This is a genomic window from Micromonospora sp. NPDC050417 (genome assembly GCF_044458865.1).
Taxonomy (GTDB): Bacteria; Actinomycetota; Actinomycetes; order Mycobacteriales; family Micromonosporaceae; genus Micromonospora_G.
In genome coordinates this window covers 123,864-136,583 of the sequence record NZ_JBITIH010000019.1, presented here as the reverse complement: position 1 = coordinate 136,583, position 12,720 = coordinate 123,864, and the positions used below count along the sequence as shown (strand labels likewise).

The following is a 12,720-nucleotide window of genomic DNA, read 5'->3' as shown; positions in this document are numbered from 1 at the left end:
CCGTACCGTGTCATGGTTTTGTCACAGCTCCGCCAGGGCATCGATCAGATGCCCTGGCTGGCGACGACCGAGAGCAGTCGCAGTTTCTCGTAGCTCTCGCTGCCCGGGGTGGCGGTGTAGACCAGCAGCGACTGGGACTGAGCGGTGTTTCCCTGTGGTTCGGCTCCCACGGTCACACCGGTCCCGGTGGATATCCAGGGGCAGGTGATCCGGGGATCGCGGGTCCGTGGAAAGTCGCCGGGGCGGCCTATCCTGCCCCTCATGGAGCTGGTCCGTGCGCAGGAGTTGTGGAGTCCCGAGCCGGGCTGGCTCAACACCGCCAGCTACGGGCTGCCGCCTCGACCGGCCTGGGAGGCGTTGCAGACGGCGCTCGGGCAGTGGCAGGTCGGGAGTACCTCGTGGGAGGGGTGGGGCGAGCAGACCGAGCGGTCCCGGCGGGCCTTCGCCGGGCTGGTCGGGGTGCCGGTCGGTGACGTCACGATCGGCAGCACGGTCTCCCAGTTGCTGGCGCCGGTCGCGGCGGCGTTGCCGGCGGGGACGAACGTCCTGGCCCCGACCGAGGAGTTCACCTCGAACCTCTTCCCCTGGCTGGTGCAGGGCGAGCGGGGCGTACGGGTGCGGACGGTGCCGGCCGACCGGCTGGCCGAGTCGGTCGACGGGGATACGGACCTGGTCGCGTTCAGCCTGGTCCAGTCCGCCACCGGGGCGGTCGCGGAGTACGACGCGGTGGTGGCGGCGGCCCGCGAGCACGGCGCCCTGGTGGTGGTCGACGCCTCCCAGGGCTGCGGGTGGCTACCGTTCGACGCGCACCTGGCGGACGCGGTGGTGGTGAGTGCGTACAAGTGGTTGATGGCACCGCGTGGTGCCGCGTTCGGTTACCTCGCCCCAGGGCTGCGTGACCGGCTCACCCCGTTGGCCGCGAACTGGTACGCGGGTGAGGACCCGCACGCCTCCTATTACGGGCCTCCGCTGCGGCTCGCCGCCGACGCCCGCCGGTTCGACCTGTCGCCGGCCTGGTTCTGTTTTGTCGGCGCGGCTCCGGCGCTGGAACTGCTCGCCGAGGTCGGTCTGCCGGCGATCCGGGAGCACAACGTCTCCCTGGCCAACCGGTTCCTCGCCGGTCTGGGGCGCCCGCCGGGCGACAGCGCGATCGTCACGGTCGACGTGCCCGGGGCGCAGGAGCGGCTGGCGGCGGCGGGTGTTCGGGCCGCGGTCCGGGCCGGTCGGGTACGGGCCTCGTTCCACCTCTACTCGACCACCGAGGACGTCGACCTCGCCCTGTCCGCGCTGAACTGAGGTGTCGCGGCGGGACGCGGGGTGAGCCCGATCACAATACAATACGATACGGTTTCGTATCGCATTGCCGAGGACTAGGCTCCTTTCGTTACGAGTCTGTTCCGTATCGCATTGGCGATACGGGTATCGGGGGTAGAGGCGTCGATGCAGAACCCACAACCATTCGAGAACACCGGGCATCCCCGGCGCTGGGCCATCCTTGGCGTGCTGGTGATCAGCCTGCTGGTGGTGGTCCTCGACAACACGATCCTCAACGTCGCCCTGCGTACGTTGTCCGACCCGGTGCACGGGCTCGGCGCGAGCCAGGGTGAGCTGGAATGGGCGATCAACTCCTACACGCTGGTCTTCGCCGGCCTGCTCTTCACCTTCGGAGTGCTCGGCGACCGGCTCGGCCGCAAGCGGTTCCTGCTCTTCGGGCTTGCCATGTTCGGGCTCTCCTCGCTGCTCTCCGCGTACGCCCAGAGCCCGGGTCAACTGGTCGGCGCGCGGGCACTGATGGGCCTCGGCGGTGCCGCGATCATGCCGGCCACGCTGTCGATCATCTCCAATGTCTTCGACCCCCGCGAGCGGGCCCGTGCGATCGGTGTCTGGTCCGGGTCCGTCGGCCTCGCGGTCGCGATCGGTCCGGTCCTCGGCGGGCTGCTGCTGGAGCACTTCTGGTGGGGATCGGTCTTCCTGATCAACGTGCCGGTGGTACTGGTCGGCCTGGTGGCCGCCGCCATCCTGGTGCCGGAGTCGCGGGACCCGCGCCCCAACAAGATCGACGTGGTTGGTGTCCTGCTCTCCGTTATCGGTCTGGTCGCCCTGAGCTACGGCATCATCGACGGCGGCGAGCACGGCTTCGGCCGGCCACTGGTCTGGGTCGCGATCATCGGTGGCCTGGCGGTGCTGGGAGCGTTCGTGCTCTACGAGCGGCGGGTCGAGTTCCCGTCGCTGGACGTCCGGCTCTTCAAGATGCCGCGGTTCGCCGCTCCGGTCGCGGTGGTCGGGCTGACCTTCTTCGCCACCATGGGCGTGATGTTCTTCAGCTCCTTCTACCTGCAACTGGTCCGGGGCTACGAGCCGCTCCACACCGGCCTGCTCTACCTGCCGTTCGCCGCGGCGCAGCTGATCTTCGCCCCGCGTAGCGCGGCCATGGTCAAGCGGTACGGAGGCAAGGCCGTCTCGGCGGTCGGCCTGACCCTGACCGCGCTCGCGCTCTTCGTGTTCGCCTTCATCGGCGCCGAGACCCCGATCTGGGTTCTCCTGGTCTCCTTCTTCGTCCAGGGCGTCGGGATGGCGAACATCGTCGCGCCCGCCACCGAGTCGGTGATGTCCTCGCTGCCCCGGGAGAAGGCCGGTGTGGGCTCGGCGGTCAGCAACACCATCCGCCAGGTCGGTGGCGCACTCGGGGTCGCGGTGATCGGGTCGGTGCTCGCCGGCGTCTACCGGGACCAGATCGCCGGGGCCACCGGAGCGCTGCCCGCTCCGGCCCGGGACGCGGTGAACGAGTCGATCTCCGGTGCGTACGGCGCCGCCGCCCAGCTCGGCCCGGCGGGACAGGGCGTGATCGGCGCGGCCAACGACGCGTACGTCTCCGCCATGCACTGGGCCTCGGGGATCTCGACCGTCATCGTGGTCCTCGGCATCCTGGTGGTGCTCCGCTGGATGCCGGGACGGGCGGCGACCCAGTCGCACGTCCAGCCCGAGCCGGCGGCCACGCCGGAACTGGCTAGCGCGTCATAAGTCGGAAACAATGGCCGACATGACCACAAACGCTGATGCTCCGCGGTCGCCCGGGCGACCGCGGAGCACCCGCGTCGACGAGGCGATCATGGAAGCGACCCTGGACCTGCTTGCCGAGGGCAGCAGCATCGAGGCGCTCTCCATCGAGGCGATCGCGGCCCGTGCGGGCGTCGGCAAGGCGACCATCTACCGCCGATGGCCGGGCAAGGAAGCGCTGATCATCGACACGCTTCGCACGCTCAAGGGCCCACCGGCCATGCCGGACGGCAAGGACGTCCGCGAGGACCTGGTGATCCTGCTCAGCGCGGTGGGCCACAACCCGGACGCCCGCGCCGCGTCGATCTTCCCGTGCATGATGCCGACGATCCAACGCGACACCTCGATGCACCGGCTCTACCAGGAGATACTCGAACCGCGCCGGCAGGTGATGCGGGACGTGCTGCGCCGGGGAATCGAGCGCGGCGAACTCCGCCCCGACCTCGACATCGAGCTGGCCCTCGCCATGCTCACCGCTCCGGTGCTGTTGCAGCGCCTGCTGAACTGGCACCCGAGGCTCGGCGACGAGAACCTGTCCGAACGGGTGGTCGACGCCTTCTTCACCGGCATCGCCGCCGAGCCGGCCGTCGCCACCAACCAGGGCGTCACCGTCAGCTCCGACTGACCGGCACGGTCGAATCGATCCGTACGCCCCACCGCCGGTCAGGCTCAGGTGGTGGGCGTACGGAGGCGGTGCAGCCGGAGCGCGAGCTGGACCTCCAACGCCCGCTCCGGCTTCTGCCAGTCCGGACCGAGCAACTGCCCGACCCGCTCCAGCCGCTGGGTCACCGTGTTCACGTGTACGTGCAACTGCTCGGCCGCGCGGGCCAGGCTGCCCCCCACCCCGAAGTACGCCTCCAGCGTCTTCACCAGGGCGGTGCCCCGTCGGGCGTCGTAGTCGACCACCGGCCCCACCGTGTCGGCGAGGAACCGCGCCACGTCCCGGTCACCGTCCTCGGTGACCGAACCGAGCAGGAGCCCGACAAAGCCGAGTTCGGCGGTGCTCGCCCCCTCACCGGCCCGGCCCAGCGCCCAGAGCGCGGTCAGGCAGCGGTCCGCCTCGCGGAACGCGGTACCGAGCGAGGCGGGCCCGGTGGACGGGCCGCTCGACCCGGCGGTCACCGGGCGACCGGTCACCCGGGACAGGTCCCGGACCACCGCCCGTGCCGCCGCACCCGCATCCTGGCCGGGCAGCATCAGCACCACCCGACCGTCCCGGGCGGCGGCCAGCCCACCCCGGTTGGAGGCGTACGTCGTCGCCCAGGAGACGACCCGCTGCCGGGCCGAACCGGTCGTGGCGATCACGTCGTCGCCGACCGCCACCAGGACGTGCGGCGCGTCCAACTCCACCCCGAGCCGCCGGGCCCGGCTGCGCAGCGCCTCCGCGTCGCGTACCGGGCGGGCGATCAGGTCGTCGAGCAGGTCGCCCCGAACCCGTCCCTCGGCCTCGGCCACGGTCCGGCGGAACAGCAGCAGCAACGCGGTGACCAGTGCCGCCCGCTCCAGGATTCGCTGGTCGGCGTTGACCAGTTCGTCGTCGGGGTGCAGCACCAGGGCGCCGAGGTTCTCCGTACCGGCGACAACGGCGGCGTACCAGAGCGGTCCCCGTCGGACACTGCGCCCCTCGGCCCGGGAGGCGACCACGGCCTCGACCAGCGCCGCCCGGTCCGGCTCACCGATGCTGCCGACCCGGGCCAGCAGTCGGCCCTCGGCGTCCAACGCCAACAGCGCCCCGCCGAGCACGTCGGTCACCGCCGCCGCCACGTCCTCGACCCCACCGCCGCGCAACACCAGCGCGGTCATCCGGTCGTGCGCGGCGGCGGCCCGCTCGACCGACGCGCTGTGTGCCTGGATGGTGGCGTTGGCCGCGGAAAGCTCAGCGAGCGCGACCCGGGTCTCCAGCAGCAGCCGGGCGGTGTCGATCGCCACCGCGGCGTGCGCGGCCAGGGAGACCAGGAGCGCGACCTCCTCCCGGGCGAACGGTCTGGCCGACCGGTTCGCCGCGTAGAGCACCCCGATCACGCTCGGCCCGAGCCGCAGCGGAACCCCCAGGATCGCGACCAGGCCCTCCTCACCGACCCCGGCGTCGATCTCGCCGGTGTGGTGGAAGCGGGCGTCCTCGGGGTAGTTCGCGGTTGCGTACGGGGTGTCGGTCTGCGCGACCAGGCCACCCAGTCCGGCCCCCATCGGCAGCCGCAGCCGCTGGAAGCGGGCCGAGACGGAACCGTCGGTGACCCGCATGTACGTGTCGCCGTGCTCGTCGTCGTTGAGCGTCATGTACGCCACGTCGGTGCCGAGCAGGTGCCGGGCCCGGTGCACGATCGCCCGGAGCACCGCGTCCAGGTCACGCAGCCCGGCCAGGTCGCTGGCGGTGTCGTACAGGCCGGAGAGTTCGACCTCGCGTTGCCGCCGCCGTTCCAGCAGCGCCCGCACCCGCAGCGCGACCACCTTGGCCTGTTCCAGCTCGGCCAGCCGCTCGGCCGGTAGACCGGCGGCACGGGCGGCGAGCAGCGGCCCCTCGAACTCCACCGCGGCGGCCTCGCGGGCCAGCAGCTCCAGGAATTCGATCGGCGACGACATGGGACCCATTGTGCGGGTGGGGATCTTCAGTTTGCCGTCCAGCCCCCGTCGACCGCGATCGCGGTGCCGGTGATGAACGAGGCGGCCGGCGAGCAGAGGTACGCCATCAGCTCGGCCACCTCCGCCGGCTCGATCAGCCGCTTGATCGCGGCGCGGGCCAGCATGATCTTCTCGACCACCTCCTCCTCGGCGATGCCGTGGGTGGCGGCCTGGGCCGTGATCTGCCCCTCGACCAGCGCGGTACGCACGTACGCCGGGTTGATGCAGTTGGCGGTGACCCCGTGCGCGGCGCCCTCCAGCGCGACCACCTTGGAGAGTCCCTCCAGGGCGTGCTTCGCCGAGACGTAGGCGGACTTGTACGGCGAGGCGCGCAGCCCGTGCACCGAGGAAATGTTGATCACACGACCCCAGCCCCGCTCGTACATCCGGGGCAGCGCGCGCTGGATCAACAGGAACGGCGCCTCGACCATCACCCGGTGCAGGTACGCGAAGCGCTCGACCGGAAACTCCTCGACCGGCGCGACGTGCTGCAGGCCGGCGTTGTTGACGACGATGTCGACCCGGGCGTCGATCGCCGAGGTCGCCGCCGAATCGGCCAGGTCGACCGCGAGCGCACTGCCACCGATCTCCGCCGCCACCGTCTGGGCCGCCTCGGTGTTCCGGTCGACCACGGTCACCACCGCACCGGCTGCGGCGAGCCGGACCGCGCAGGCCCGGCCGATGCCGCTGCCACCACCGGTGACCAGCGCGGTGCGCCCCGACAGGTCGAGCTGTACGACGTGGGGATCAGCCACGCTTTCTGCCGTCATGGCGCAAGAAGCTACGACCCGTACGGGCGGGCGCACATGGGCAACGAACACATACTCCAAGGCGAGGCTATGTGGCTGGCGGCGACGAGAGTGGGTGCGGGCGTGTCGGCGTACGCCCGTTCCGGAGGCGCCAGTAGGGTGTCGAACACGTGTACTGCCGGTGCGTAGGGGAGGGGGCGGCGTGCGGGTTCTCGGCGTCGACCCTGGGCTGACCCGGTGCGGGGTGGGTGTGGTCGAGGGCGTGCCCGGTCGACCGTGCACCCTGATCGCCTACACCGTGGTACGGACCGACCCGTCCGCCGACCTGTCGCTGCGGCTGCTGCACCTGGACCGGGCGTTGACCGAACTGGTCGCCGAGCACCGGCCGGAGAGTGTGGCCGTCGAGCGGGTGTTCAGCCAGTCCAACACCCGGACCGTGATGGGCACCGCCCAGGCCAGCGCGATCGCCGTACTGGCCGGGGCGCGGGCCGGACTGCCGGTGCAGACGTACACGCCGAGCGAGGTGAAGGCGGCGGTGACCGGTTCGGGCCGGGCCGACAAGGATCAGGTCACCGCGATGGTGACCCGACTGCTGCGGTTGGCCGCGCCGCCGAAGCCGGCGGACGCGGCGGACGCGCTGGCGCTGGCGATCTGTCATGTCTGGCGGGGCGGGACCCGCGCCCGGCTCGCCGCCGCGGCGGACGCCGTCGCACGGCGCACAGCGGCGGACGCCGCCCGAGGTGGAGGAAGACGATGATCGCCAGTGTGCGGGGCGTGGTGGCCGGGCTGGGTCCGGACACCGCTGTGATCGAGGTGGGCGGGGTCGGGCTGGCGGTGCACTGCGCGCCGGGCACCCTGGCCGGGCTGCGACTCGGCAGCGAGGCCCGGTTGGCCACCACGCTGGTGGTCCGGGAGGATTCGTTGACCCTCTATGGGTTCGCCGCCGACGACGAGAAGCACCTTTTCGAGTTGCTCCAGACGGCCAGCGGGGTCGGCCCCCGGCTGGCCCAGGCGGTGCTGGCGGTGCACTCGCCGGACGCGATCCGCAAGGCGATCGCCAACGCCGACCTGGCCGCCCTGACCCGGGTGCCCGGGATCGGCAAGAAGGGCGCCGAGCGGCTGGTGCTGGAGTTGCGGGACAAGATCGGTCCGGTCGCCATCGGTCCGGACGGCGCCGCTGGCGTGGTCGGCGGGGCGTGGCCGGAGCAGATCCGGCAGGCGCTGGTCGGGCTCGGCTGGACGGTCGCCCAGGCCGACCAGGCGGTGGCCACCGTGGCGGAGACGATCGACGGTCCGACGCCACCGGTTCCGGTTCTGCTCAAGCAGGCGATCCGGCTGCTCGGTAAGACTCGATGACCGATCACGAGGACCTGGTGTCGGCGTTCGCGGACGACGCCGAGCGGGACGCCGAGGTCAGTGTCCGACCGAAGCGGCTCTCCGACTTCATCGCCCAGCATCGTGTACGCGACCAGCTCGACCTGCTGCTCAAGGGTGCGATGCGTCGGGGTGCGGCGCCCGACCACATCCTGCTCTCCGGCCCTCCGGGGCTGGGCAAGACCACTCTGGCCAACATCGTCGCGGCGGAACTCGGCACCGGGATCCGGGTCACCAGCGGGCCGGCGATCGAGCGTTCCGGCGATCTGGCCGCGATCCTGACCAGCCTCGCCCCCGGTGACGTCTTCTTCATCGACGAGATCCACCGGATCGCGAAGCCGGCCGAGGAGCTGCTCTACAGCGCGATGGAGGACTTCCGGGTCGACGTGGTGGTCGGCAAGGGGCCGGGTGCGACCGCGATCCCGATCGAGGTCGAGCCGTTCACGCTGGTCGGCGCGACCACCCGGTCGGGGCTGCTGACCGGTCCGATGCGGGACCGGTTCGGGTTCGTGGCGCATCTCGACTTCTACAGTCCGGCGGATCTGGAGGCGCTGCTGCACCGCTCGGCGCGGATCCTCGGCGTACCGATCACCGAGGAGGGGGCGGTGGAGGTGGCCCGCCGCTCGCGTGGCACGCCCCGGATCGCCAACCGGCTGCTGCGCCGGGTGCGGGACTTCGCCGAGGTCCGGGCCGAGGGTGTGGTCACCCTGGAGACGGCCCAGGCGGCGCTGAAGGTGTACGACGTCGACGCGCTCGGGCTGGACCGGCTGGACCGGGCCGTGCTCACCGCCTTGATCGATTCGTTCCGGGGCGGGCCGGTCGGCCTCTCCACGCTCGCGGTGGCGGTCGGGGAGCAGCCGGACACGGTGGAGGAGGTCTGTGAGCCGTTCCTGGTCCGGGCCGGGTTGCTGGCGCGTACGCCGCGCGGGCGGGTGGCGACCGAAGCCGCCTGGCATCATCTCGACCGTACGCCCCCGAATGGTACCTTTAGTAGTGGTTCAGGCCCAACGCCCGATCTGTTCACTGCTGAGTCGTAACTGTCGTGATCTGTTTGTGATCCGTGCCGCATTCGGCGTACACAGACTCACCGACTAGACTTCGCCGCGATCTGTCTGTACAGACAGGAGATTTCGCTTTCGCCGTGACGTTCACGTCGCGACGGGGCCAATGGGAAGGTCATAGCGTGTATCACCTAGCGGCAAGCAGCGGCGGTGGAGCCGGTAGCTTCACGCCGATCCTCGTGATGGTGCTGTTCTTCGGTGTCCTGTACTTCATCATGATTCGGCCCCAGCAGAAGCGGCGCCGCGAGGCTGAGCAGATGCAGTCCTCGATTGGCCCTGGCGACGAGGTCGTCACCATTGGTGGGCTGTACGGGACCGTCGCCTCCGTCGACACCGAGACGGTGACCCTTGAGGTTGCCCCCGGCGTGCACACCAAGTACGCCCGCCCGGCCATCGCTCGCGTGGTCAATTCGGCGCCGAAGCTCGAGTCGATCCCGGATGAGATCGAAGCGAAAGAGTGACCGATCCTCGGTGACACCGGGATCGATCTTCGATCGAAGATAGTAAATAGCGGTACCGACGTGTGACACACGTCGGAGAGGTACGCATGTCGCCGGGCATGCCGGCGCCCCACCGCCGCCCATCACCAGCGGCCGAACCGTGCAGGGAGACAGGACAGCCGTGGCACCACCTCAGGGACAGATGCACCCCGGGCGGCAACTCGCCGTACTCGGGGGCATCTTCGTCGTCCTCTACCTCTTAGTCTTCTTCGCCGGCGGTGCTAGCGGGAGCTTCCGTGACCGGTTGGAGCCGAAGCTCGGTCTCGACCTGGTCGGCGGCACCCGGATGACGCTTGAGGCCACCAGCCTGAACAACCAGCCTCCGACACAGGAGAACCTGGAGCGCGCTCGGCAGATCATCGAGAACCGGGTGAACGCCCAGGGTGTCTCCGAGGCCGAGGTGGTGACCGAGGGCAACCGCAACATCGTCATCTCGCTCCCCGGTCAGAGCCGGGACCTGAGCGAGGTCGGCAACGCGGCCGAGCTGCGTTTCCGCAAGGTGCTCAAGACCGCCGACGGCGGGGCGCCGAGCGCGGTCGCGCCGACCCCTCCGGCTGCTGCCGCGACGCCGGACCCGTCCGGCACGCCGAACCCGAGCGCGTCGGCCGGTGCGCCGAGCGGCACGCCGTCCGCCGGTGGTCAGGGCGGGATGGCGCCGACGCCGACGCCGAGCGCGGCGGCCACCAGCGCCCCGCCGGCCACGCCGACGCCGAGCGCCTCGACCTCGTCGGCCCCGGTGCCGCAGAGCGTCGAGCAGCAACGTGCCGAGGTCCAGCAGAAGGTGGGCCCGGAGGCATGGGCGGCGGCGAGCGCGTTGCAGGCGCCGGCCGACCTGAGCACCGACCCGACCCTGCTCGACAAGCTCAAGCCGTTCGGTGAGCTGACCGGTCGGGAGGTCGCCTCGCTGCCGGCGGCGATGCAGTTCAACGTACCGACGATCACCTGCGAGTTGCTGGAGCAGCGCCCGCCGGCCTCGATCAGCGCCAAGGACCAGCAGGTCGTGGCCTGTGAGGGCCCGGTGAAGTACCTGCTCGACGTGGCCAAGGTGCAGGGCACCGACGTCAGTGACGCCAGCGCCGTGCTGGACCAGAACAGCCAGTGGGTGGTGAGCCTCAACTTCACCGGCCCCGGGCAGAAGAACTGGACCAACCTGACCCGCGAGGCGTTCAACAACGAGGGCGGCGCCTGCGACCAGAGCGCGGTCGGCCCGGACGGCAAGTGCCGGGTCGCCGTGGTGCTCGACAACACGGTCGTCTCCTCGCCGGAGATCCAGGGCGTGCTCACCGGTGACTCGCAGATCACCGGTAACTTCACCAGCAAGGACGCGAACACCCTCGCCGGTCAGCTCCGTTTCGGCGCGCTGCCGGTGACGTTCGAGCCGCAGGAGCAGGAGAGCGTCTCCGCGACGCTCGGCTCCAGCCACCTGAAGGCCGGTCTGCTGGCCGCCGGTGTGGGCCTGCTGCTGGTCGCCATCTACTCGTTCTTCTACTACCGCCTGCTCGGCACGGTCATCATCCTCAGCCTGGGGCTCTCCGCGCTGCTGGTCTTCGGCGCGCTGATCGTGCTCGGCCGGCAGATCGGCTTCACGCTGACCCTCGCCGGCATCGCCGGATTCATCGTCTCCCTGGGTGTCGCCGCCGACTCGTTCGTGATCTATTTCGAACGGCTCAAGGACGAGATCCGGGAGGGTCGCAGCCCGCGTAGCGCGGTGCCGCGTGCCTGGGCCCGAGCCCGGCGGACGATCATCTCGGCCAACGCCATCTCCATCCTGGCCGCGGTCGTGCTCTACGTGGTCTCGGTCGGCACGGTGAAGGGCTTCGCGTTCGCGCTGGGTCTGGCCACGATCCTCGACCTGGTCGTCGTCTTCCTCTTCCGGCACCCGATCATGACGATGTTCGCCAACACCAGGGCGTTCCTGTCGCCGCGGGTCAGTGGTCTCGGCCGGGTGTTGCAGCACAAGAACGAGGCCGCGCCGACCGACCCGCGCAACCCGCGGGCCAAGGAGGCCTAGCATGAGCGAGCCAGTCATCCAGGGCAGCGCCACGGCCTCCCCGGCCGGCGCCGAGCAAAGCGAGGTAGCGGCATGAGCGGCCGTAGCGGTCTGGCCACCCGGCTCTACCAGGGTGAGGCCGGTCTCAACATCATCGGACGCCGCCGGGTCTGGTTCGGCATCGCCGCCGGCCTGGTGCTGATCGCGATCCTGGGCATCTCGATCCCCGGGTTCAAGCTCGGCATCGAGTTCTCCGGCGGCAACTCGTTCCAGGTGCCGGCCAGCGTCGGCACGATCGCCCACGCCGAGGAGCAGGTCGACGCGGCGCTGGGCGACCTCGGCGGCGCCGAGCCGGCGCACGTCGTCTCCAGCCAGACGGTCAACGGCGTCGGCGGCTCGTTCTACGAGTTCCGCACCACGGAACTGGACACCGAGCAGTCCAACGAGGTCCAGGCCGACATGGCCGGCAAGTTCGGCATCGCCGAGGACCAGATCAGCGTCAACCAGGTGAGTGCTGCCTGGGGCGACCAGGTCACCGAGCGGGCACTGCTCGGTCTGGTGGTCTTCGTCGTCCTGGTCATGATCTACCTGGTCCTGCGGTTCGAGTGGCGGATGGCGGTCGCCGCCGTCTCCTCGCTCTTCCTCAACCTGGTGCTGACCGCGGGCATCTACGCCCTGGTCGGCTTCGAGGTGACCCCGTCGACCATCGTCGGCTTCCTCACCATCCTCGGCTTCGCGCTCTACGACGTCGTGGTGGTGTTCGACAAGGTCCAGGAGAACACCCGGGGCATCACCGCGAGCAGCACCCAGACCTATGGCGAGGCGTCCAACCTCGCGATCAACCAGACCCTGATGCGGTCGATCAACACCGGTCTGGTGGCGCTCCTGCCCGTCGGTGGTCTGCTCTTCATCGGTGCCGGCCTGCTCGGCGCGGGCACCCTGGAGGACCTGGGCCTGGTGCTCTTCGTCGGCATGGGGATCGCGGTCTACTCCTCGATCTTCTTCGCGACCCCGGTGCTGACCCTGCTCAAGGACTACGAGCCGCGGATCCAGACCCACACCAAGCGGGTCCTGGCCCGGCGCTCCAGCGGTGCCACCGCCCGGCCGGCCCGTCCGGTCGCGCAGAGCGGCAGCGAACCGGCCGACGAGACGACGGACGGCCAGGACGTCGACGAGGCCGCCGCGCTCTCCGGTGCGGCACCGAAGGTCGGCGCCCGCCCGGCGGGCAAGCGCTCCGCCGGGGCACGCGGTGGCCGCCCCGCGGGCGGCAGCGGAAACCGGCCAAGTGGGGCCAAGCGCCGCTGACCCTGGCGGAAGAGGCGACAAGGGCGTCCGGCATGCTGAGTCACACGGCGTGCCGGGCGCCCTTT

General features: G+C 70.7%; 12 protein-coding genes. 9 read left to right on the top strand and 3 right to left on the bottom strand.

Annotated features, from left to right (window positions below):
- Nucleotides 1–44 precede the first annotated feature (44 nt).
- Nucleotides 45–263, bottom strand: coding sequence for a hypothetical protein (locus tag ACIBF5_RS23945; protein ID WP_396815092.1), 219 nt, complete (start codon nt 261–263; stop codon nt 45–47).
- Here ACIBF5_RS23945 and ACIBF5_RS23940 point away from each other — a divergent pair.
- From ACIBF5_RS23940 to ACIBF5_RS23930, 3 genes are all read left to right on the top strand, one after another.
- The gene (locus ACIBF5_RS23940; protein WP_396815091.1) at nt 262–1,296 is read left to right on the top strand and encodes an aminotransferase class V-fold PLP-dependent enzyme; all 1,035 of its coding nucleotides are present in this window, start codon (nt 262–264) and stop codon (nt 1,294–1,296) included. The genes ACIBF5_RS23945 and ACIBF5_RS23940 overlap by 2 nt on opposite strands.
- A 144-nt stretch (nt 1,297–1,440) precedes the next feature.
- Entirely contained in the window at nt 1,441–3,021 is a 1,581-nt protein-coding gene (locus ACIBF5_RS23935; protein WP_396815090.1) for an MFS transporter, read from the top strand.
- 88 nt (nt 3,022–3,109) lie between these two features.
- Entirely contained in the window at nt 3,110–3,682 is a 573-nt protein-coding gene (locus tag ACIBF5_RS23930; protein WP_396815089.1) for a TetR/AcrR family transcriptional regulator, read from the top strand.
- A gap of 44 nt (nt 3,683–3,726) precedes the next feature.
- Here ACIBF5_RS23930 and ACIBF5_RS23925 read toward each other — a convergent pair whose 3' ends face one another.
- Together ACIBF5_RS23925 and ACIBF5_RS23920 are read right to left on the bottom strand one after the other, a co-directional pair.
- Nucleotides 3,727–5,646 (bottom strand): helix-turn-helix domain-containing protein, encoded by a 1,920-nt coding sequence (locus ACIBF5_RS23925; RefSeq protein ID WP_396815088.1) that lies wholly within the window; start codon nt 5,644–5,646, stop codon nt 3,727–3,729.
- Nucleotides 5,647–5,663: 17 nt separating this feature from the next.
- The gene (locus ACIBF5_RS23920) at nt 5,664–6,446 is read right to left on the bottom strand and encodes a 3-hydroxybutyrate dehydrogenase (RefSeq protein WP_396815087.1); all 783 of its coding nucleotides are present in this window, start codon (nt 6,444–6,446) and stop codon (nt 5,664–5,666) included.
- Nucleotides 6,447–6,627: 181 nt separating this feature from the next.
- Here ACIBF5_RS23920 and ruvC point away from each other — a divergent pair, with 181 nt between their 5' ends.
- The 6 genes from ruvC to secF all read left to right on the top strand — a co-directional run bounded on the left by ruvC (nt 6,628) and on the right by secF (nt 12,655).
- Nucleotides 6,628–7,182: a crossover junction endodeoxyribonuclease RuvC gene (gene ruvC, locus ACIBF5_RS23915; protein WP_396815086.1), complete on the top strand. Its 555-nt coding sequence runs from the start codon at nt 6,628–6,630 to the stop codon at nt 7,180–7,182.
- Complete coding sequence (ruvA, locus tag ACIBF5_RS23910; protein WP_396815085.1) at nt 7,179–7,781, top strand: Holliday junction branch migration protein RuvA; 603 nt, start codon at nt 7,179–7,181, stop codon at nt 7,779–7,781. The genes ruvC and ruvA overlap by 4 nt, the downstream gene beginning before the upstream one ends.
- Nucleotides 7,778–8,836 (top strand): Holliday junction branch migration DNA helicase RuvB, encoded by a 1,059-nt coding sequence (ruvB, locus tag ACIBF5_RS23905; RefSeq protein WP_396815084.1) that lies wholly within the window; start codon nt 7,778–7,780, stop codon nt 8,834–8,836. The genes ruvA and ruvB overlap by 4 nt, the downstream gene beginning before the upstream one ends.
- 146 nt (nt 8,837–8,982) lie before the next feature.
- Nucleotides 8,983–9,321: a preprotein translocase subunit YajC gene (yajC, locus tag ACIBF5_RS23900; RefSeq protein ID WP_396815083.1), complete on the top strand. Its 339-nt coding sequence runs from the start codon at nt 8,983–8,985 to the stop codon at nt 9,319–9,321.
- 160 nt (nt 9,322–9,481) lie between these two features.
- On the top strand, nt 9,482–11,371 hold the full coding sequence (secD, locus tag ACIBF5_RS23895; protein WP_396815082.1) for a protein translocase subunit SecD: 1,890 nt from the start codon (nt 9,482–9,484) through the stop codon (nt 11,369–11,371).
- A 72-nt stretch (nt 11,372–11,443) separates the two neighbouring features.
- Nucleotides 11,444–12,655, top strand: coding sequence for a protein translocase subunit SecF (gene secF / locus ACIBF5_RS23890; RefSeq protein ID WP_396815081.1), 1,212 nt, complete (start codon nt 11,444–11,446; stop codon nt 12,653–12,655).
- Nucleotides 12,656–12,720: the final 65 nt, after the last annotated feature.